Source organism: Sporomusa rhizae (genome assembly GCF_041428845.1).
Taxonomy (GTDB): Bacteria; Bacillota; Negativicutes; order Sporomusales; family Sporomusaceae; genus Sporomusa; species Sporomusa rhizae.
Map to the genome: position 1 here is coordinate 2,525,975 of NZ_CP156925.1, position 20,202 is coordinate 2,546,176.

At 39.6% G+C, this 20,202-nt stretch carries 23 protein-coding genes; all 23 read left to right on the forward strand.

Annotated elements, in window-relative coordinates; all coding sequences use genetic code 11:
• The first annotated feature begins 1 nt into the window (after nucleotide 1).
• The 23 genes from SRRS_RS11705 to SRRS_RS11815 all read left to right on the forward strand — a co-directional run bounded on the left by SRRS_RS11705 (nucleotide 2) and on the right by SRRS_RS11815 (nucleotide 20,165).
• Nucleotides 2-400: a TIGR02530 family flagellar biosynthesis protein gene (locus SRRS_RS11705; RefSeq protein WP_371368982.1), complete on the forward strand. Its 399-nt coding sequence runs from the start codon at nucleotides 2-4 to the stop codon at nucleotides 398-400.
• Between the two features lie 92 nt (nucleotides 401-492).
• Nucleotides 493-2,442: a flagellar hook protein FlgE gene (locus SRRS_RS11710; protein ID WP_371368984.1), complete on the forward strand. Its 1,950-nt coding sequence runs from the start codon at nucleotides 493-495 to the stop codon at nucleotides 2,440-2,442.
• A gap of 75 nt (nucleotides 2,443-2,517) precedes the next feature.
• Nucleotides 2,518-2,715 carry a flagellar FlbD family protein gene (locus SRRS_RS11715; protein WP_371368987.1) on the forward strand — a complete coding sequence of 66 codons (198 nt, stop codon included), beginning with the start codon at nucleotides 2,518-2,520 and terminating at the stop codon, nucleotides 2,713-2,715.
• A gap of 62 nt (nucleotides 2,716-2,777) precedes the next feature.
• Nucleotides 2,778-3,254 (forward strand): flagellar basal body-associated protein FliL, encoded by a 477-nt coding sequence (fliL, locus tag SRRS_RS11720; protein ID WP_371368989.1) that lies wholly within the window; start codon nucleotides 2,778-2,780, stop codon nucleotides 3,252-3,254.
• Nucleotides 3,255-3,330: 76 nt separating this feature from the next.
• Nucleotides 3,331-4,335 (forward strand): flagellar motor switch protein FliM, encoded by a 1,005-nt coding sequence (gene fliM / locus SRRS_RS11725; protein ID WP_371368991.1) that lies wholly within the window; start codon nucleotides 3,331-3,333, stop codon nucleotides 4,333-4,335.
• The gene (fliY, locus tag SRRS_RS11730; protein ID WP_371369804.1) at nucleotides 4,328-5,431 is read left to right on the forward strand and encodes a flagellar motor switch phosphatase FliY; all 1,104 of its coding nucleotides are present in this window, start codon (nucleotides 4,328-4,330) and stop codon (nucleotides 5,429-5,431) included. Before fliM ends, fliY begins: the two co-directional genes overlap by 8 nt.
• A 39-nt stretch (nucleotides 5,432-5,470) precedes the next feature.
• A complete protein-coding gene (locus tag SRRS_RS11735) occupies nucleotides 5,471-5,833 on the forward strand; it encodes a response regulator (protein ID WP_371368992.1) in 363 nt (120 codons plus the stop codon).
• Nucleotides 5,834-5,850: 17 nt separating this feature from the next.
• Complete coding sequence (gene fliO, locus SRRS_RS11740) at nucleotides 5,851-6,420, forward strand: flagellar biosynthetic protein FliO (RefSeq protein WP_371368994.1); 570 nt, start codon at nucleotides 5,851-5,853, stop codon at nucleotides 6,418-6,420.
• Between the two features lie 17 nt (nucleotides 6,421-6,437).
• Complete coding sequence (gene fliP / locus SRRS_RS11745; protein ID WP_371368996.1) at nucleotides 6,438-7,205, forward strand: flagellar type III secretion system pore protein FliP; 768 nt, start codon at nucleotides 6,438-6,440, stop codon at nucleotides 7,203-7,205.
• Between the two features lie 11 nt (nucleotides 7,206-7,216).
• Entirely contained in the window at nucleotides 7,217-7,486 is a 270-nt protein-coding gene (fliQ, locus tag SRRS_RS11750; protein ID WP_371368997.1) for a flagellar biosynthesis protein FliQ, read from the forward strand.
• A 133-nt stretch (nucleotides 7,487-7,619) separates the two neighbouring features.
• A complete protein-coding gene (gene fliR / locus SRRS_RS11755; protein WP_371368999.1) occupies nucleotides 7,620-8,408 on the forward strand; it encodes a flagellar biosynthetic protein FliR in 789 nt (262 codons plus the stop codon).
• Complete coding sequence (gene flhB / locus SRRS_RS11760) at nucleotides 8,356-9,501, forward strand: flagellar biosynthesis protein FlhB (protein WP_371369002.1); 1,146 nt, start codon at nucleotides 8,356-8,358, stop codon at nucleotides 9,499-9,501. Before fliR ends, flhB begins: the two co-directional genes overlap by 53 nt.
• Before the next feature lie 18 nt (nucleotides 9,502-9,519).
• Nucleotides 9,520-11,586 carry a flagellar biosynthesis protein FlhA gene (gene flhA, locus SRRS_RS11765; protein WP_371369004.1) on the forward strand — a complete coding sequence of 689 codons (2,067 nt, stop codon included), beginning with the start codon at nucleotides 9,520-9,522 and terminating at the stop codon, nucleotides 11,584-11,586.
• A gap of 1 nt (nucleotide 11,587) precedes the next feature.
• Complete coding sequence (flhF, locus tag SRRS_RS11770; RefSeq protein ID WP_371369006.1) at nucleotides 11,588-12,679, forward strand: flagellar biosynthesis protein FlhF; 1,092 nt, start codon at nucleotides 11,588-11,590, stop codon at nucleotides 12,677-12,679.
• Nucleotides 12,680-12,681: 2 nt separating this feature from the next.
• The gene (locus tag SRRS_RS11775) at nucleotides 12,682-13,563 is read left to right on the forward strand and encodes a MinD/ParA family protein (RefSeq protein WP_371369008.1); all 882 of its coding nucleotides are present in this window, start codon (nucleotides 12,682-12,684) and stop codon (nucleotides 13,561-13,563) included.
• Between the two features lie 47 nt (nucleotides 13,564-13,610).
• Nucleotides 13,611-14,255: a flagellar brake protein gene (locus SRRS_RS11780; protein ID WP_371369806.1), complete on the forward strand. Its 645-nt coding sequence runs from the start codon at nucleotides 13,611-13,613 to the stop codon at nucleotides 14,253-14,255.
• A gap of 23 nt (nucleotides 14,256-14,278) precedes the next feature.
• Nucleotides 14,279-15,328: a chemotaxis response regulator protein-glutamate methylesterase gene (locus SRRS_RS11785; RefSeq protein WP_371369009.1), complete on the forward strand. Its 1,050-nt coding sequence runs from the start codon at nucleotides 14,279-14,281 to the stop codon at nucleotides 15,326-15,328.
• Between the two features lie 29 nt (nucleotides 15,329-15,357).
• Nucleotides 15,358-17,430 carry a chemotaxis protein CheW gene (locus SRRS_RS11790; RefSeq protein WP_371369010.1) on the forward strand — a complete coding sequence of 691 codons (2,073 nt, stop codon included), beginning with the start codon at nucleotides 15,358-15,360 and terminating at the stop codon, nucleotides 17,428-17,430.
• A 15-nt stretch (nucleotides 17,431-17,445) separates the two neighbouring features.
• Nucleotides 17,446-17,910 carry a chemotaxis protein CheW gene (locus SRRS_RS11795; protein WP_371369012.1) on the forward strand — a complete coding sequence of 155 codons (465 nt, stop codon included), beginning with the start codon at nucleotides 17,446-17,448 and terminating at the stop codon, nucleotides 17,908-17,910.
• 31 nt (nucleotides 17,911-17,941) lie between these two features.
• A complete protein-coding gene (locus tag SRRS_RS11800) occupies nucleotides 17,942-18,562 on the forward strand; it encodes a chemotaxis protein CheC (protein WP_371369014.1) in 621 nt (206 codons plus the stop codon).
• The gene (locus tag SRRS_RS11805; protein WP_371369017.1) at nucleotides 18,562-19,047 is read left to right on the forward strand and encodes a chemotaxis protein CheD; all 486 of its coding nucleotides are present in this window, start codon (nucleotides 18,562-18,564) and stop codon (nucleotides 19,045-19,047) included. Before SRRS_RS11800 ends, SRRS_RS11805 begins: the two co-directional genes overlap by 1 nt.
• Nucleotides 19,048-19,062: 15 nt before the next feature.
• The gene (locus tag SRRS_RS11810) at nucleotides 19,063-19,383 is read left to right on the forward strand and encodes a hypothetical protein (protein ID WP_371369019.1); all 321 of its coding nucleotides are present in this window, start codon (nucleotides 19,063-19,065) and stop codon (nucleotides 19,381-19,383) included.
• Nucleotides 19,384-19,403: 20 nt separating this feature from the next.
• On the forward strand, nucleotides 19,404-20,165 hold the full coding sequence (locus SRRS_RS11815) for a FliA/WhiG family RNA polymerase sigma factor (RefSeq protein ID WP_371369021.1): 762 nt from the start codon (nucleotides 19,404-19,406) through the stop codon (nucleotides 20,163-20,165).
• Nucleotides 20,166-20,202: the final 37 nt, after the last annotated feature.

Here is a 20,202-nt window from a genome sequence, read left to right on the forward strand (position 1 = left end):
GATGTCTGATAACCGTATTTATCCGCAATATCAGCCTTTGCCGCAGATAGCGCCAGTATCGTCAACTAAGCAGCCAGCAGGGGCAGTGACAAATCAGCCACCTGCCGGAACCAGTTTTAATCAAATTCTGGAACAGGAAATCGCAGGGGTCAAGTTTTCTCAACATGCATTGCAACGATTAACCAGCCGTAAAATCCAACTCGACAGTACTCAATTGAATAAACTTAGTCAGGCAGTGGAAAAGGCGGCGCAAAAAGGCGCTAAAGAGTCTCTCATCCTGATGAATGACAGTCTGGCCTTTGTTGTCAGTGTAAAAAATAAGACTGTTATAACGGCCATGGACGGCGCCAGTATTAAAGACAATGTATTTACTAACATTGACAGTGCGGTAATTATTTAAGGGCTGGACCTCTTGAGGAAGCCCAACAGGCTGCTGATTGACAGACGCAGCCACGATGTTACTGAACAGAAATTAGGAGGTCGTGTGTAACTATGATGCGTTCATTGTTTGCCGGAGTATCCGGTCTTAGAAACCATCAGACTCGTATGGATGTTATCGGCAATAATATTGCCAACGTTAATACCACCGGATTTAAAGCAAGTAGAGTTAACTTTCAAGATATTTTAAGTCAAACCATGCAGGGAGCCTCACAGCCACAAGGAAATCGCGGCGGTACAAATCCTATGCAAGTCGGTCTGGGTGTGGGTATTGCCAGCATTGATACTCTTTTTACTCCTGGCAGTTATCAGACTACCGGTAAACAGACAGACTTGTCCATCCAGGACGATGGGTTTTTTATCTTAGCGAATGGTAATCAACGGTTTTATACTAGAGCCGGTAATTTTGATTTTGATGTTGACGGCAACTATTTGGTTCCTGGGACTGGTTTAAAGGTAATGGGCTGGATGCCGGATGGAACGGGAGTCATTAAGACTAATGCAGATCCAACCACCATTCAGATTCCTGTTGGAAGTATGATGAAGGCGCAAAAGACAAGCTCAATAACTTTTGGTAAAAACTTATCAGCAAGTGCGACTAAAACGGGGACGGCCGCCGAAAGGACGGCAGCTGACAATGCGAAAACATTGGCAGATACTGCTAAAGCAAAAGCCGATGCTGATTTGGCAACAGCAAATACCGATTTGGCAGCGGCTAACACTGCCAAATCAAATGCCGATGTGGCAGCGGCTAATGCGGCTGCGGCGAAAAAAGCTGCTGACGATGCCAAAGCTGCTATAGATTTAGCAGTAGCTGCTATAACTGCTGCAGTGAATGCTGCTAACACACAGGTTGGAACTCCAAACCTCGCCAATGCAAATGCTCTTCAAACTGCTGCAGCTACGGCAGTAGCAAAAGCAAATGCTGCTGCTATGCTTTCCACAACTGATACTGCAACTGTTGCAAATCAACTTAAAACACTCGTGGGTGCCTTGAAAACTGCTGCTGATGCAGCAGTAGCAAATCCGACAGATGGTCCAACTGCAAATGTTGCTCAAACAGCAGCAAATACTGCTGAGGGCTACGGAATAGGTACAGCTCAAACAACAGCTCAAACAGCAGCAAATACTGCTGATGGAGCTAAGATTGCAGCGGACGCAGTAGTGACAGGAGCAATAACAACTCAACAGGGTGCAGTAGCGACCCAACAGGCGGCAGCTTTAGCTGCTGCAACTGCAAAAGATAATGCGGAAAAAGCGGCAGCAGCAGTTAAAGCAGCGTATGATGAATCATCGAATGTTCCCATGCAGGTTTCTGTGTATGATTCGCAAGGAAACCCATATAATTTGAGCGGCAATTTCATGAAGACTGCCGATAATACATGGACATTTACCCCTTCCGGGAAAATCGTTGACAAAAATGGTAATACGGTTGCTAATGTAACTGGTACCCCGTCAACAATCAAATTCGATGCAAACGGTGCATATGATTCATTAAATACGATAACTAATAGCATAACGATTGATCCGGCAGGTGGTCCGTACTCAGGTGCCGGCCCATTTACGGTTAAGCTTGATTTCGCTACGATGCAACAGTTTGGAAGCGAGTCGACCGCCAAAGCAACAGGGCAAGATGGTTGGAGTGACGGAACTCTTAATGGCGTTTCTATTAATTCGTCAGGGACTATTGTTGGCTCCTTTACTAATGGTAAAACCAAGGATTTAGCAAGGGTTGCGTTAGCAGTATTTAATAACCCCGCCGGATTAATGAAAAACGGCTCAAATATGTACTCAGCATCAAATAACTCAGGCTTGCCTGATGTTGGTGAAAGTGGTACAGGCGGACGCGGTACTTTTTCTGGTGGTACTTTGGAAATGTCCAACGTCGATTTAGCGCAAGAGTTTAGTAACATGATTATTACTCAAAGAGGTTTCCAAGCTAACTCTAAAATTATTACAACAACAGACGAAATGCTGGAGCAGTTAGCTAATCTTAAGCGGTAATTAGAGAAAGGGGCAGCGGGAGGGGCAGCCTCCCGCTTGCTATACATTTTATAACGACTTAAGGGGTGAATTAGCGTGATAAAGGTTACAAAACTTAAATCCCAAGATCGTGATTTTGTAGTTAATGCCGAATTGATCGAAACGATCGAAGAGACGCCGGATACTGTTATTACTTTAACAAGTGGTAAAAAATTAATTGTAGAAGAGTCTATGGATGAGATTGTAAGAAAAGTAATGGATTATCGCAGAGCTTTGTTTAGAAACATGAGATAATTATTAATGTCTGCGTTAGCATGCAATTAATTATAACAAAATAATTATAAGGAGGTGCACCAGTGGCTGAAGAGGAAAAACCCAAGAAAATGTCGATGATGGTAATTATCATTTTAATAGTGCTGGGCTTAATTTTAGCCGGTGGTATTTCGTACTTAATTGCTACCAGGGTTGTTTCTGATAAAACAGTTGAAAAAAGAGCTTCAACACACGAGCCAGGCCAATTCATTAAACTTGGCGATCCTAAAGATGGACTTGTCCTCAATATTGGTGGTGTAAACAGCGGTCGATATCTTAAAATTGGTTTGATTGTCGAATTAAAAAATGATAATAAAACCCAAAAAGAAGGAAAAACGATGTCACCCGAGGAAATAAAGATATTGGATACTGCAGTTTACGTTTTAAGATCGCAAAAAATTGAAGATTTTGATCCTAGCAAGCAAGATCAACTTAAGGAATTATTGAAGAACGAAATTAATAAAATTCTTGGTGAAGAACGCGTTTACGACATCTACATAACTAATTTTGTTCTTCAGTAAATTAGCGGGAAAAAATAGTATAATATGATAACTAACTTGTTATTTAAATTCTTTTGGGGTGAAAGGAGGGGGAGGATTGGCAGGGTCTGATGTTTTATCACAAACGGAAATCGACGACTTACTATCCGCTTTGTCTACTGGTGTCGTTACTGCTGAAGAGATAAAAACAGAAGAGAAACAGCGCAAGATTAAAATCTATGATTTCAAACGTCCTGACAAATTTTCAAAAGATCAAATTCGCACAATTTATATGTTGCACGAAAACTTTGCGCGCCTGATTAATACTTACCTATCGGCGCATCTTCGGACGCTTATTCATATTGATGTTGCTTCTGTTGACCAACTTACCTATGAAGAATTTATCCGGTCAATGCCAAACCCCAGTGTTATTAGTATTTTCCAAATGAAGCCACTCAAAGGGAACGCAATATTAGAGATAAATCCTAATATTGTTTTGGCAATCATTGACAGATTGTTTGGTGGGCCGGGATTACCGCCGGCTAAGGCACGATCCTTAACTGATATCGAAGAAACTATTATCCGCCGAGTAATTAATAAAGCTTTAGAGAGTATGCAAGAAGCATGGAAACAAGTAGTAGCAATTGAACCACGGATGGAGGCATTGGAAACCAATCCTCAATTTACCCAAATTGTTCCCCCAAATGATATGGTGGTACTTATTACACTTCAAGCAAAAATAGGTCAGGCTGAAGGACTAATGAATATTTGTATACCTTATTTAGTGCTTGAACCTATAATGTCTAAATTAACAACAACTTTTTGGGTGTCTTCCGCTGCAGCTAAGCAATCCTCGCCGGAAATTATGAATGTTTTGCAACGTAAACTGGAAAGAACTCTGATTCCGGCTATCGTTGAATTGGGGCGAGCCACAGTTACTGTCCATGAACTATTGGATTTGGGTGTAGGCGATGTGCTGCAACTTGAAACTAAAGCTGAAGAGGACTTAAACATACTTGTTGGTAACAGAGAAAAGTTTAAGTGTAAACCAGGTCTGGTTGGACATAGAACTGCGATACAAATTACTCAAGTAATTTCCCAAGGAGATGATAATGATGAGTGACGGATTTCTGTCCCAGGAAGAAATAGACGCTTTACTAAGAGGCGAACCAGTTGCGGCCTCCCCATCTCCAGCTGGGCAAGATTTGTCAGATATTGAAAAAGACGCTTTGGGTGAAATCGGTAATATATCAATGGGTACGGCTGCCACTACGTTATCTGTGCTTTTAGGCAGACGAGTATCAATTACTACCCCGAAGGTTTCGATATCCACTTTAAACGAAATAAAACGGCAATATCCTTTACCCTACTTGGTGATTGAAGTTGGATATACCCAGGGACTCTTAGGAACAAATATTTTAGCGATACGTGAACAAGATGCTTTAATCATTGCTGATTTGATGATGGGTGGGGATGGTACTAATCCTCCGTCTGAATTAAATGAACTGTATATGAGTGCTGTTAGTGAATCTATGAATCAGATGATGGGATCAACAGCTACATCAATATCTACAATTTTCAAGAAAAAAGTAGATATCGCGCCGCCAAAAGTAAACTTATTAGATTTTGCTGTAGATACTGATATCACCAATGTGGTTCCTGGTGATGAGCCTTTAGTACGGGTATCCTTCCGCATGGAAGTAGAAGATCTAATTGATAGTGAACTTATGCAAATACTACCCCTGAATGTTGCTAAGGAAATGGTAGAAAATTTGATGAATGCTGTTCAGCAGCAAGCTTCACAAGCACCACCTCCGCCAGTTGCATCTCCTAAATCAGCAACTTCGACATCTACTACAACTTATGCTCAACCTGCACCGAAACCGCAGTCTGCGCAGAATGTTGCTGTGCAACCTGTTCAGTTTGCACCTTTAAAGCCGGCAGGTATACCTGGTGCAGATACAAATATTGGCCTAATTATGGATGTTCCGCTACAGATAACTGTAGAATTAGGACGTACTCGCAAATTAATTCGCGATATTCTAGAGTTGACACCAGGTTCTGTTGTTGAATTGGATAAACTGGCTGGTGAACCTGTGGATATTCTAGCTAATGGTAAGCTCATCGCTAAAGGAGAGGTTGTAGTTATTGATGAAAACTTTGGTGTGAGGATTACCGATATAATTAGTCCTTTGGAACGTGCTAATAACCTACAGTAATAATTCTAAATTTTATTTGAGATAGGAGAGATAAGTTATATGGCCATTAAAGTTCTAGTTGTAGATGATGCCGCTTTTATGAGAATGATGGTTAAAGATATTTTGTCCAAAAACGGCTACGATGTAGTTGGAGAAGCTGAAAACGGTCTTAAAGCTCTGGAAAAATATCAGGAACTTAAACCGGATTTAACGACTATGGATATTACTATGCCGGAAATGGATGGAATTACTGCCGTTAAGGAGATCAAGAAAATTGATCCTAATGCTAAAATCATTATGTGTAGTGCTATGGGTCAGCAGGCTATGGTTATTGAAGCAATTCAATCAGGGGCAAGAGATTTTATTGTTAAGCCTTTCCAGCCTGACCGGGTTCTTGAAGCTGTCCGCAAAGCTGTTGGCTAGACGGGACTATCTAATAAATGTTTAATTATGTTCGCTTTAAAGGCAGTATTTTACTGATTCTGGTTTTAGTACTAGTCACAGGCCAAGGGTTGGCAGCGGCGGAAGCAGGTGAATACTTAAAATATCAAGAACCTCAACCGACGACGTCATCTTGGCTTTCAACTACTAGTTACATTATATCGCTATTAATAACCTTTGCAGTTGTTCTGGGATTGGCTTATCTTACCTCTCGATTTTTGGCAAAAAAAATGACAGGGATCAGAGAAAACCCCAACAGCAAAATATACACTACTTTGCCTTTGGGGCCTAATCGTGCTATTTATGTTGTTGAGATAGCAGGAAAGTTTCTAGTGTTGGGAGTTACCGAACAGAATATAACGTTGCTCAGCGAAATCACCTCTCTATCCGAGATTGAGCAACTTAAATCTATGAATGATGCTTCTGTATCACCTGAACCGTTTAGTAATATTTTTCAACGTCAGATTGTCTCGCTGAAGAATATGCAAAATAACTTTCCCCTTGTTTTCGGTTTAGACACTCCCGAAATACGCGAGAAGGAGTTTCAGAACGATAGTAGGAAGAGGTAAATAGAGTGTCACGATGGATGAAAAATTTAAAAACATGGCAATACCATGTTTTAATTTTAACTACGGTCATACTGTTTTTTTCGGCAACTGCTGAAGCAGCTCCGCTAATTCCTATTCCGAATGTAAATATTGGAGTAGAACAAGCAAATAACCCCAAAGATGTTGCGCTTAGCTTGCAAGTTCTGTTAACTTTAACGGTGCTTTCGCTGGCACCGTCTATTTTAATTATGATGACATCTTTTACGAGGATTATCGTAGTACTCTCATTTTTACGAAGTGCTTTAGGTACTCAACAGATGCCTCCGAATCAGATTTTAGTTGGACTTGCTTTGTTTTTAACTTTTTACACAATGTCTCCGTACATTGATCAGGTAAATGCAACTGCTTTGCAACCAATGATTGCGGGCACGATGGATCAGGAAACTGCATTATCTGCTGCAATGAAACCCCTGCGCGAGTTTATGTTTAAGCAAACCCGCGAAAACGATTTGGCTTTATTTGTGAATTTATCTGAAATGCCGCGCCCTAATTCACCGGAAGATGTTCCCACATCTGTTTTAATTCCGTCATTTATTATTAGTGAACTTAAGACCGCTTTTCAGATTGGGTTTTTGATTTATATTCCTTTTATTGTAATTGATATGGTGGTGGCCAGTACCCTTATGGCTATGGGAATGATGATGGTGCCGCCGGTAATGATTTCTTTACCATTTAAAATTCTACTATTTATACTGGTGGATGGATGGCATTTAATTGTTCGTTCATTAGTCAGCACCTTTAGTTAAGGGGGGCTTTTATGTCAGGAGATATGGCTATCCAGATTGGTCGTGATGCTTTAGCCATGGTTATGCTGGTGTCGGCCCCTATGCTGATTCTTGGTTTGATTGTTGGTATTATGGTAAGTATCTTTCAAGCGACTACGCAAATACAAGAACAGTCTCTTGCGTTTATTCCTAAAATAATTGCTGTTTTTGTTGCTATACTTGTTTTTGGTCCATGGATGTTAAGTTTAATTGTGGATTACACTAGAAATCTTTTTATGAGTTTGCCTAATATGATACGGTAACTGGAATAGCAAAGCGATTTACCCTACATATAGTATATTTTTTAGAGACAGGATACTGCAATATGACTTACGTTAGTTGATAAAGGCTCGGCGCAAGCCATGTTTTCTTTATAATAGATAGGTGGTAAGCAATTTGGATTTGTTTACTTTGCTACAAAGCCAGTTAGGATTTTTTTTGTTAATCTTTGTACGAATAAGTGGAATATTTTCTGTGGCGCCTGTATTTGGTTCCCGCAATGTTCCTTTAATAGTCAAAGCGGGGTTGTCCTTATTAATTTCTTTTATTTTGCTACCTTTACTGTTTCATAATGATATTATTATTCCAGAATCGATACTAGCGTACGGTGCCGTAGTAATTGGCGAATTTTTAATCGGTCTGATTATGGGCTACGCTTGCTCATTTATTTTTTATGGAATACAGATGGCTGGCTCATTATTAGATACACAAATTGGGTTTGGAATTGTGAATGTCTTGGATCCTCAGTTTGGCCAGCAGGTTCCGCTTGTTGGTAATTTCAAATATATTTTGGCCATGCTGGTTTTTTTTGCTAGCAATAGTCACCATCTTTTTTTATCAGCAATAGTTTATAGTTTTAAAACCATTCCTGTAACGCAGGGCATATTTAGGCCGGAAATGGCGGCCTATATTGTAGTAGATATGGTAGCTTCCATTTTTGTTATCGCTCTTAAAATTAGTTTGCCCATATTAGTGGCGTTACTTCTTACTGATGTTGCATTAGGTATTTTAGCCCGAACCATGCCGCAAATGAATATTTTTGTTGTTGGTGTGCCGGGCAAGATCATTGTCGGCATTTTTGTACTATCTTTGGCTTTGCCATTTTATATAGTTTTTCTGGAGGTAATTTTTAATGATATTTTTCATAACATGTACCGCCTCCTTGAAAGCTTTGCGCCAAAATAATGATAGTAAGTATAAGTTAAATACTTTTGATTTGCAGTTGTTTAATGGCGAAAAAACCGAGGAAGCAACTCCCAAACGCAAAGAAGAAGCCAAGAAAAAAGGCCAGGTTGCCAAAAGTACTGAAATTAGTTCGGTATTCGTGATAATGGCTTCTTTCTACTCGCTAAAATTGTTAGGTGTCAGCATATATGATGAGTTATCCCGTTATATGATAGGTATTTTTTCTAGTATATATACAACAGATTTTACTATTAATTCTGTGCAACTATTATTTTTAAACGTAATTATAGTTTTATTAAAAACTATATTGCCAATTCTCTTAGTGATTATGATAATATCAATGGCTGTAAATTATATGCAAGTAGGATTTATGTTTTCAACTGAAATTTTGATGCCGGATTTTAATAAGATTAATCCGTTGTCAGGATTTCAACGACTATTTTCTAAACGTTCACTTGTTGAACTTTTTAAGGCCCTTTTTAAGGTATCTATTATAGGCTATTTCATCTATCGATTTGCTGTTATAAAAACAGATGATATTCCTAGGTTTATTAAGATGGAGTTAATAGACTCCCTTAAGCTTGCCGGATCTTTAGTTATTGATTTGGCTTTTCAAATCATTGCCGTTATGATGGTTTTAGCTGCCTTTGATTACTTTTATCAGTGGTGGCAACATAACCAAAGTTTAAAAATGTCTAAACAAGAAGTCAAAGAAGAATTTAAACAAACTGAGGGTAATCCGCAAATTAAGAGTAAAATCAAGGAAAAACAAAGGGCGATTGCTATGAGGCGAATGATGCAAGAAATTCCTAAAGCCGATGTTGTAGTAACCAACCCTACTCACTTAGCAATTGCTTTAAAATATGAAAAAAATATGGCGGCACCTGTGGTTCTAGCTAAAGGGCAAGACCTTGTAGCTGAACGTATCAAACAAGTGGCAAGAGAAAATAGGGTGGCTGTTGTAGAAAATAAACCGCTGGCACGTGCGTTATACCCGATAGTAGAAATTGGTGACGTCGTCCCACCGGAGTTATATCAAGCGGTAGCAGAAGTATTAGCTTACGTATACCGTTTGAAAAAACGCTTGTCCTAATGAAGGAGCGATTTATAAATGGCTGCTCAACAATCTGCAGTGCTTACTAGGTTAACAAAATATAGTGACGTTATGATAGCGGTAGCGATTATTACGATTGTCGTAATGATGATTATACCGCTGCCAACAATGCTTCTTGATTTACTATTGACGCTTAATATAACATTGGCTTTAGTTATTGTAATGGTTGCTATCTATAATATTGAGCCATTAGATTTTTCGGTATTTCCATCGCTACTCTTAATAACTACGTTATTTCGTTTAGCGCTTAACGTGTCATCAACTCGGCTTATTTTGCTAGATGGTCATGCTGGCGAAGTTATTGCTGCATTTGGTAATTTTGTAGTTGGTGGTAATGCGGTAGTTGGTTTTATTGTCTTTGTTATCTTGATTATTATTCAATTTATTGTAATTACCAAAGGTGCTGAACGTGTTGCTGAAGTAGCAGCACGGTTTACTTTAGATGCAATGCCAGGCAAACAGATGAGTATTGATGCTGACCTCAATGCTGGGCTCATAACTGATAAAGAAGCTCGCGACCGCCGAAAGAACATTCAGCGCGAAGCAGATTTTTATGGCGCTATGGATGGTGCGAGTAAATTTGTTAAAGGCGATGCGATTGCTGCTATTATAATTATCGTAATTAATATCGTCGGTGGCTTTGTTATTGGGATGCTGCAGCGTAATTTAGATGTTTTACAGGCTTTACAAACCTATACACTGCTAACTGTGGGTGAGGGGTTAGTTAACCAAATACCAGCATTATTGATTTCTACCGCTACTGGTATCGTTGTAACACGCGCCGCTTCCGAGTCTAATTTAGGCACCGATTTGGCAAATCAAATCATTAATAATCCGCGTGTATTCTTTATTGCAAGCGGTGTATTAGCATTGTTGGGATTAATTCCTGGTCTACCTGGTATCCCATTCTTCTCAATGAGCTTAATTACTGGCGGCATTGGTTATGCACTGATTAGAACACAACGTTCAGAAGTGCAAATGGAAATGTCGCAGCAAGAGGAAAAAGAAAAAGAAGAAGTACGCAAGCCGGAGAACATTGTTTCTTTATTACAGGTCGATCCAATGGAACTCGAAATTGGCTATAGTCTTATTCCTCTTGTTGATGTAAGTCAAGGTGGCGATCTTTTAGACCGTGTGGTTATGATCCGCCGCCAGTGTGCGTTGGAACTTGGTCTTATCGTTCCGACAATCCGGATACGTGATAACATTCAACTAAAACCGAATATTTATGTAATAAAGCTAAAAGGTATTGAAATTGCTCGGGGAGAGCTAATGCTTGACCATTTTTTAGCAATGGATTCTGGCGCGGCATTTGAGCCGGTACCTGGAATTGAAACTGTCGAACCAGCATTTGGACTTCCTGCTCTTTGGATTCAGGAATCTTATCGCGAACAAGCCGAACTATCGGGGTATACAGTTGTTGATCCAGTATCCGTATTGGCTACACATTTAACTGAGATTATAAAATCTCATGCTGCGGAAATTTTGGGACGTCAAGAGGTTCAAACATTGGTTGAATCAGTCAAGCAAAGCAATGCTGCAGTTGTCGATGAGTTAACGCCAAATCTTCTCGGTTTAGGCGAAATTCAAAAAGTATTAGGTAATTTGTTGCGGGAGAAAATTTCTATTCGAGATTTAGTAACAATTTTTGAAACACTAGCTGATTATGCGCAATTAACAAAAGACACTGAGATTCTAACTGAATATGTCCGCCATGCATTAGCTCGACAAATATCGCGTCAATTTGTCAATAATAATAGTTTAACTTGTCTCACTGTTGATCCGGAATTAGAAAATACAATTATTAATTCTGTGCAGCGCACAGAACAAGGTTCGTATGTGGCATTAGATCCGCAAACAGTGCAGTCGGTAATTAATTGTCTCACAAATGAATTGCCGAAGCTTACCAACATGGGTTATCAGCCAATAGTGCTTACAAGTCCAGGGGCAAGATTGTATTTCCGCAAGTTAACAGAACGAGTTGCACCAAACTTGACAGTTTTGTCTTATGCCGAATTGGATTCCAAAATTGAAGTGCAAGCACTAGGGATGGTGAAGATTTAGTTTGAAAGTTAAATTGTTTAAAGCACAAAATATGGCTGAAGCTATGGCACAAGTTAAGCAAGACTTAGGGCGTGATGCTGTTATCTTGCATACCCGCCGTTTTAAAAAAGGCGGATTCCTCGGCTTTTTTGGCAAAGACATGGTAGAGGTTATGGCTGCTGTAGATTCTGCAACTGCTTCTATTTCACAAAATAAGCACCAAATTAATTCTTCCGCTATAAATACTGATGCTACTAAAATGACTGCGTTGCAGTTTGAAATGTCTAATATGCGGAAAACGATGGAACAAATATTATGTCAAATTCCCAAAAATGATGAACAGTCATCTCCTCTCATGGATTTATTAATTAAAAATGATATTGATCCAGTTATTGCAGCTAATCTTATTAAAGGACTACCTGCTGAAAAAACAATTGCCGGTAGCGATGAAAGTATAGTTCGCAAACTCTTAGCTGATCGCATAATTAATTATTTAAAAAAGGTTGATGGGATTAAAATTTCGCCGTCAAGACGCAAGACTGTTGCCTTAATTGGGCCGACTGGTGTCGGTAAAACAACAACCATTGCCAAATTGGCTGCGAACTTTGCATTAAAAGAAGGGTATAAAGTAGCTTTAATTACTGCTGATACTTACCGTATCGCAGCAGTTGAACAGCTAAGAATTTATGGGGATATAATTGGTGTGCCTATTGATATAGTATATTCTCCGGATGAACTAAAGGCGGCTCTTTATCGTCATAACGACAAGCATTTAGTTTTGATCGATACTGCAGGACGAAGTCCTAGTAATCAGGATCAACTAGCTGAACTTCAGGAACTTTTAGCAGTCGATTCTGAGATTGAGATACATCTTGTTCTAAGTACTACGACGAAATACAAGGATGCGTTGGAGATAGTAAACAAATTTATGGTTTGTTCTCCGCAAAAGTTTTTATTTACAAAAGTTGATGAAGCCAGCAATTTGGGAACAGTCTTCAACTTGTTATACCACTTTCCCACAGCGTTATCGTATATTACTACTGGACAAAGCGTTCCAGATGATATAGAGTTGGCTAGCTCTGCAAAATTAGCAAATATGATTTTGAGGGATTAACTATGTGTGATCAAGCTGAGAAATTACGTCAAATGACACTAAAATCCTCAATCCCGAAAAGTCCAATTATAAAACAAACGCCTAAAAGCCGGGTAATTACAGTTACTAGTGGAAAAGGCGGCGTAGGAAAAACTAATTTTACCGTAAATTTAGCATTGGCCTTAGCTGCTCTTGAACAAAAGGTATTAGTTATTGATGCCGACTTGGGGATGGCTAATGTGGAAGTTATTTTAGGCTGTTCCGCGCCATATAATATTCTCAATTTATTAGAAGATGGACTAAATATCTCGGATGTTGTTACTGAGGGACCACGCGGTATTAAGTTTATGGCCGGCGGTTCAGGCATCTATCAATTAGCTAACCTGAGTGATGCCAACTTGAAGCATATAATAGCACAAATATCGTTATTTGATAATTGGGCCGACTTTATTCTTATTGATACAGGGGCTGGCTTGAGTCGCAATGTATTAAATTTTGTTATGGCTGCTGATGAAGTTATTATTATTACAACACCTGAACCTACAGCCATTACTGACGCTTATGCAATGATGAAAGCTTATGCCGGGCAAAGTGGCCAGGCGCCTTTAAGGCTAGTAGTTAATCGTATTTTAGATAGAGACGAAGGACAGCTGGTTGTTGATAAATTAATGCGAGTTTCGCAACGATTTCTCGATTTATCAATCAATAGCCTAGGCTATGTTTATGAGGACAGAAAAATGGTAAAAGCCGTAAAAAATCAAATACCACTGCTGGTATCTTTTCCGGACGCAATTTCGTCCCGTTGTATTGAAAGTATTGCTCAACGGATGCTTTATGGTGAAAATATTCAGCAGCCTCGTGGTATGAGAGGATTTTTCCATAAATTTTTAGAATATATGTATTAGATTCCTCAAAATGAGGGGGGGTTAACATTAGTATTAAGCTGGAAGAAATTTTCAAAGTCAATCAGCGAATTGAAATTATAGTTCCCGGGCGAGATGGCCTTGCTGAGCAATATCGCAGTCGTATTGAAGATATTACTACCGAAAATATGACTATTGCCATGCCGATGAGCAAAGGCCTACCGGTGTTGATGCGCCGGGGTGAGATCTTTTTCGGCCGTACGGTGATAAACAGTTTGGCATTTGAATTTACCAGTGCTTTACTTGCTAAACAAATAAATCCATTACCTATTTGGATTGTTGCTGTACCCTATAATATAAAAAAGATCCAACAAAGAGCTTTTGTAAGGCTTGATGTAGCACTGCCTGTGCAAATTGCTAAGATGGAAGATGGTCAAGTCATTGATGAACCAGTAATTAATGCTGTTACCAAAGATATTAGTGGTGGCGGCATTCAAATTGCCACTACCAATGAGTGGCAGATTGGTAGTAAATTATTGGTAACCGTTGATTACCAAGATATTGGAGCAATCACTCTGAAAAGCGAAGTTGTTAGAGTGCAGCAGCCACAACCGGACCGTGTATTATTTTGGGTGGGAATTAAATTTCTTGAAATTAGTGAGAGAGACCGTGGCAATATTATTAAGTTTATATTTAAAAAGCAGCTTGAGCAACGCCGCAAAGGTCTAGAGTAACTACAGAGTGTGGTGGTGAATTTATGATAAGATTACTTGTTGTTGACGACTCTGTATTTATGCGTAAGCTTTTAAGTGACTTATTTGCTGGTGAAGCTGATTTTACTGTTATTGATACTGCCCGTAATGGCAAAGAAGCCGTTGATAAGGTAAAAAAGCTTAAACCGGATTTAGTCACAATGGACGTTGAAATGCCAATTATGGATGGCCTTAAGGCGTTAGAATTAGTTATGAAGGAATGCCCTACACCAGTTGTTATGATAAGCAGCTTAACACAAGCTGGTGCTGTAGCTACGCTTCAGGCACTGGAATTAGGAGCCGTCGATTTTATTGCCAAGACGGCAGGACCTATTTCTAGTGTTTCGGGGATAAAAAATGAAATATTAAATAAGTGCCGGGCTGCAGCTCGCGCTAATGTTCTTCAACTTACAAAAGCTCGGGCTACCAGTACGGTATCTTTACTTCAGAAAACCCATTCAACACCTATGGGACTGCAAGATGAACGCATTGTTGCTATTGGAACGTCTACAGGCGGGCCTAGAGCGTTGCAAGAAGTGATAACTAAGCTTCCGGGCAATATTCCTTGTGGAGTTCTTGTTGTACAACATATGCCGCCGGGATTTACTAAGTCGTTAGCGGACAGATTAAATTCCTTGTCCTCAGTGACGGTTAAAGAGGCAGAACAGAATGATGTTATTCGCCCTGGACTTGTCCTGATTGCGCCGGGGGATTATCATATGTTGATTGAGAGGGAAGGTGGAAAAGCTGTTGTTAAGCTTAATCAGAATCCGCCAATTGGCGGTCACAGACCAGCGGTAGATCCCATGATGGAATCGGTAGCCCGGGTCTTTGGCAGCAAAACAATAGGCGTCATTTTGACTGGTATGGGCCATGACGGGGCTAAAGGTATCCAAGCGATAAAACAGCAAAATGGTCAGACTATAGCCGAGGATCAATCAACAGCAGTTGTATACGGAATGCCTAAGTCAGCTATTGAAATGGGAGTAGTGGACAAAACTGCGCCTATTACTGGTATAGCCGCTGAAATACTTAGAGCCTTATCTAAGCAATAACCATAAGATGTATACGGGGGTGTAGAGGAATGGACATTAATCAGTACATGGGAATGTTTTTGGAAGAATCACGTGAGCATTTGCAGACTTTGAACAATTGTTTGCTCGATCTTGAAAACGACCCCGGTAGTTTGGCTGTACTTGACGAAATATTTAGAAGTGCTCATACCATAAAAGGCATGTCTGCTACTATGGGATTTACTACCATAGCCGAGCTAACGCATGAAATGGAAAATGTTCTTGATTTATTACGTAAGGGCGCACTTCTTGCCAACGACGATATTACCGATGTTTTATTTAAGTGTGTTGATACGTTAGAACAGCTGGTTGAGAGTGTAGCTTCAAATTCTGATGCAACGATTGAAATTAAACCATTAATTTCTAAGCTTTCAGCTATTGCTAAAGGTGAATTTTCTGCGGAACCTAAGGTTCAACAGGCACAACCTGAATTAGAGCAAGAAGAAGTAGTAGAATCCAATTCAGTCGAAACTATAAAATTAGATGATACTGAAGTCAATGTTGTTAAAGCTGCTAAAAAGCAGGGGATTGAATGCTATGAAATTCATGTAAGGCTTCGGAACGGATGCTTACTAAGATCCGCAAGAGCCTACATGGTAATGAATGCTTTAGAAGAACTCGGTGAAGTCATTAAAAGCATACCCGCTGTTGAGGAACTAGAGAAGGAAAACTTTGATTATAGTTTCCAAGTTGTTCTCTTAACTGCTGTCGACTCTGAAAAAATTGAAGCTACCGTTACCAATATTTCAGAAGTTGAAGAAGTGGTGGTTGTTCCGTCTGCTATTTTAGAAACTGCTCCTAAAAAGACTACAGTTTCGGTTTCTCAGCCTGAACTTGCACCTGCTAATAAAGCAGATAAAAAACCTACTGTAAATAAGGTTGAAAAATCTTCAAATGAAAACACGGCTTCGACTCCTGATAAAAAACTTAAGAGTGGTCAATCTGTAAGGGTTGATATTGATAAACTTGATAGCTTGTTAAATCTTGTAGGCGAGTTGGTTATTAATAAAACCAGACTTGAACAAATCGGATTAACACACCGGCTAACAGAACTTGTTGAGACTATCGAGCAGATGGATCGAGTAACTACTGATTTACAGGCAGTAGTTATGAAAGTTCGTATGGTACCAGTCGGACAAGTATTTAATCGTTTTCCCCGTATGGTACGCGACTTATCACGGGAATTGAATAAAGAAGTAAACCTTATTATCCAAGGTGAGGAAACTGAACTTGATCGTACCGTAATAGACGAGATTGGTGATCCTTTAGTTCATCTTTTGAGAAACTCCATTGATCATGGTGTTGAACATCCGGCAGAGCGACAAGCGAAGGGTAAAAACCCGGTCGGAGAGATTCGACTGATTGCCCGGCATGAAGGCAACAACGTCATTATTATGGTTGAAGATGACGGTAAAGGTATTAATGCTGATATCATTAAACAGAAGGCCGTGGAAAAGGGACTTATTACCCAAGCGGAAGCTGAGAAACTTGAACCTTCTGAAGCGATCAGACTTGTTTTCTTACCAGGATTTTCTACCGCAGAAACAGTTACAGATGTATCTGGGCGCGGGGTAGGAATGGATGCCGTAAAAACTAAAATTGAATCTTTGGGCGGCATGGTGGACGTCGAGACAAAAATTAATGAAGGTAGTAAATTTAAGATTCGGTTACCGCTAACCTTAGCAATTATCCAGGCGTTGTTAGTAAAAGTTTGTGAAGAGATTTACGCTATTCCGCTTGGTACCATTGATAGTACTATTAATATTACTCCGCAAGATATTAAAACTATCCAAAATCAAGAGGTAATTCTTCTTAGAGGGCAGATTATTCCTATAGTTCGTTTGGCAAATGTGCTTAATGTCCCAGAAATTACTAGCGATACTCAGGACGAGTTATTTGTCGTTATTGTACATATGGGCGAACATCGTGCCGGAATTATTGTTGATACACTTATTGGACAGCAAGAAATAGTAATAAAATCTATGGGCAAACTGTTGGCTGGTATTAAAGTTATTGCTGGTGCTACTATTTTAGGCAACGGCCAGGTAGCACTTATCCTGGATGTCGGCGCATTGAAGCAATAAGCGGGAGGGAAAATCATGTCTGAACTAACGTATTCCGGGAACGAAATTCAGTTAGTAGTTTTCAAGCTGGGTAGAGAAGAATATGGTATTAGCATTCTGCAGGTTCAGGAAATCAAACGGATAACAGAAATTACGCGTGTACCTCATTCTCCCGATTATATTAAGGGAGTTATGAACTTGCGCGGCAGTGTTTTACCTGTTATTGATTTAAAGAAAAGGCTCAATTTGCCACCACAAGATTATACCGAAGATACAAGAATAGTCATTATAAAAGTAGAAGATGTAACTGTAGGTATGATTGTCGACGCAGTCTCAGAAGTGACTACCATTGACCAGGCGAGTATTGAACCGCCACAAGACGTAGTCGGAGGAATTGCAGCTGATTATTTAAGTGGCGTGGGAAAAATGGAAAACCGACTTTTAATTTTACTTAATGCTGATGCAATTATTGGTATTGGTCAGGAAGTTAAAGCAAGCTAACTAGGTTCAGTTATCAAAGGGGGGGCGAAATTTGTCTGAAGATATATTAAAACTTTCCCCGCTGCAGCTTGATGCTTTAAGGGAAATTGGTAATGTTGGTGCTGGTAACGCAGCAACTGCACTATCTCAAATCATTAACCACAAAATTGATATGACCGTACCTGAGGTCTCTATTCTTCCATTAGGCGAAGTGCCTGAGGTAGTTGGTGGGCCTGATGCAATGGTTGCAGGTGTTTATCTTAGAGTTTTTGGTCCGGCACCTGGTAGTATCTTATTTCTCCTTCCCCGTGAAAGTGCTTTCTATTTGGTAGATATGCTAATGGGGCGTGCTCAAGGTGAGACTCAGCTTCTTAATTCAATGGATGAATCAGCCTTAATGGAGATTGGTAATATTTTAGCAGGGGCCTATTTAAATGCGTTATCTCACTTTACCAAATTAACTTTATTACCATCTATTCCGGCTTTAGCTATTGATATGGCCGGAGCTATATTAAGTGTTATTCTGATTCAATTAGGACAAATGGGTGATCATGCGTTGGTAATAGAGACTGAGTTTACAACAGATAATGATGGTGTAAAAGGACATTTTTTCCTTATTCCTGATCCCGGCTCCCTCAATACAATTTTGGCGGCAATCGGGGTGAAGGAATAATGGCGGAACTCATTAAAGTCGGAATGGCTGATTACAAGGTGGGGCGTAATCCTGCTAGTTTAATTAGTTATGGATTAGGATCTTGTGTGGGAATTGCCCTATTTGATCCGGTTGCTAAAGTAGGTGGGTTAGCGCATATTATGTTGCCTGACAGCACTCAGGCTCGGGCTAGCGATAATCCTGCCAAGTTTGCAGATACTGCGTTGCCTTTAATGCTGAATGAAATTATTAAATTAGGTGCTGTTAAATCACGTGTTACTGCCAAAATTGCCGGTGGAGCCCAAATGTTTACTTTTACTAATACCACTGATATTATGCGTGTGGGTGAACGCAACTCAGAGGCAGTGCGATTGATTCTAAAAAAGCTTGAAATACGTTTATTAGCAGAAGACACAGGCGGAAACTATGGACGAACTGTAGAACTTAAGTTAGATACTGGTATTTTTAGGGTGAAAACTATTGATAAAGGTGAAAAAGAACTGTAATTTGGAGGAGTAATTATGGCACTAAAGTTGCGAGTTAGTTTAGTTTTTGCATTTGCCACCAGTATTTTAACTATATTGGTCGGTTTTTCCAATGGTATTGCAACTACTGCCATATTATACCGGACGTTGGTTTCACTGGTTCTTTTCTCAGTTTTAGGTTATATATGTGGACAGTTTGCAGAACACTTTTTACAGCAAGAAGTAGATAAACCAGAAATGATGGGACAAAATCTCGACATTATAGCGAATGTTGACCAGGAAGCCGAATTGCCTGTTTCAGAATTTAAACCCCTGAGTCCGGATAATTTTGAAAATATAACGCTAACGCAAAAGTAAGAATGGAGGGGTAAGCGCCAATGGCAGGTAACAATGCTGATGAGAAGGCTGCCAATACACTCAAACTTTGGCGGGAGTATCATAGTAACAGAAGCTTAGAAATACGGGAGAAGCTTATTGAGAATTATCTGCCGTTAGTCAAAATAGTGGCGGGCCGTATTGCAGTCAGTCTGCCCCAGCATGTAGATAAAGATGATTTAATTAGTAATGGCTTTTTTGGTCTTATGGAAGCTATTGAGCGCTTTGATACAAACAGAGGGGTTAAGTTTGAGACATATGCAGTAGTTAGAGTTAGAGGAGCTATTCTTGATTCACTTCGGGCCCAGGATTGGATTCCTGCAGCAATTCGTCAAAAGGCTAAGCAATATGAACAAACGGTTGCAAAGTTAGAAAGTGCTCTTGGTCGTTCGGTAAAAGACGAAGAGATTGCAATGGCAATGAAAATTCCACTCAATGAACTTTATACGCTTATTAATCATCTCAATGCCAGTACTCTTATTCCATTAGAAGAGTTTGCTAGAACAGAGATAGCTTCGCAGCATACGCCCAATCCTTCCCAACACATCGAAGAACAAGAAGTAAAAGATATGTTAGCAAAAAGTATTGACAAGCTGCCAGAAAAGGAACGTTTGGTAGTTAGTCTTTACTATTATGATGGATTAACACTAAAAGAAATTAGTTTAATACTAAAACTTTCTGAAGCTCGTATTTCGCAGCTGCATACTAAAGCTATTTTTCGGTTGCGTGGTGCTTTATCAAAATTAAAATCAAGTTTTATTTAAAATGATTTGAGTTTTATGATTCTTGTAAATTGATGGG

What these genes read in the sequence shown, in the direction of transcription:
- SRRS_RS11810 (WP_371369019.1), top strand. Translation starts at nt 19,063, where the DNA reads ATGGCACTAAAGTTGCGAGTTAGTTTAGTTTTTGCATTTGCCACCAGT.
- SRRS_RS11710 (WP_371368984.1), top strand. Translation starts at nt 493, where the DNA reads ATGATGCGTTCATTGTTTGCCGGAGTATCCGGTCTTAGAAACCATCAG.
- fliQ (WP_371368997.1), top strand. Translation starts at nt 7,217, where the DNA reads ATGTCAGGAGATATGGCTATCCAGATTGGTCGTGATGCTTTAGCCATG.
- SRRS_RS11735 (WP_371368992.1), top strand. Translation starts at nt 5,471, where the DNA reads ATGGCCATTAAAGTTCTAGTTGTAGATGATGCCGCTTTTATGAGAATG.
- fliO (WP_371368994.1), top strand. Translation starts at nt 5,851, where the DNA reads ATGTTTAATTATGTTCGCTTTAAAGGCAGTATTTTACTGATTCTGGTT.
- SRRS_RS11815 (WP_371369021.1), top strand. Translation starts at nt 19,404, where the DNA reads ATGGCAGGTAACAATGCTGATGAGAAGGCTGCCAATACACTCAAACTT.
- SRRS_RS11805 (WP_371369017.1), top strand. Translation starts at nt 18,562, where the DNA reads ATGGCGGAACTCATTAAAGTCGGAATGGCTGATTACAAGGTGGGGCGT.
- SRRS_RS11790 (WP_371369010.1), top strand. Translation starts at nt 15,358, where the DNA reads ATGGACATTAATCAGTACATGGGAATGTTTTTGGAAGAATCACGTGAG.
- SRRS_RS11705 (WP_371368982.1), top strand. Translation starts at nt 2, where the DNA reads ATGTCTGATAACCGTATTTATCCGCAATATCAGCCTTTGCCGCAGATA.
- fliP (WP_371368996.1), top strand. Translation starts at nt 6,438, where the DNA reads ATGAAAAATTTAAAAACATGGCAATACCATGTTTTAATTTTAACTACG.
- fliY (WP_371369804.1), top strand. Translation starts at nt 4,328, where the DNA reads ATGAGTGACGGATTTCTGTCCCAGGAAGAAATAGACGCTTTACTAAGA.
- flhA (WP_371369004.1), top strand. Translation starts at nt 9,520, where the DNA reads ATGGCTGCTCAACAATCTGCAGTGCTTACTAGGTTAACAAAATATAGT.
- flhB (WP_371369002.1), top strand. Translation starts at nt 8,356, where the DNA reads ATGATATTTTTCATAACATGTACCGCCTCCTTGAAAGCTTTGCGCCAA.
- SRRS_RS11785 (WP_371369009.1), top strand. Translation starts at nt 14,279, where the DNA reads ATGATAAGATTACTTGTTGTTGACGACTCTGTATTTATGCGTAAGCTT.
- SRRS_RS11775 (WP_371369008.1), top strand. Translation starts at nt 12,682, where the DNA reads ATGTGTGATCAAGCTGAGAAATTACGTCAAATGACACTAAAATCCTCA.
- SRRS_RS11795 (WP_371369012.1), top strand. Translation starts at nt 17,446, where the DNA reads ATGTCTGAACTAACGTATTCCGGGAACGAAATTCAGTTAGTAGTTTTC.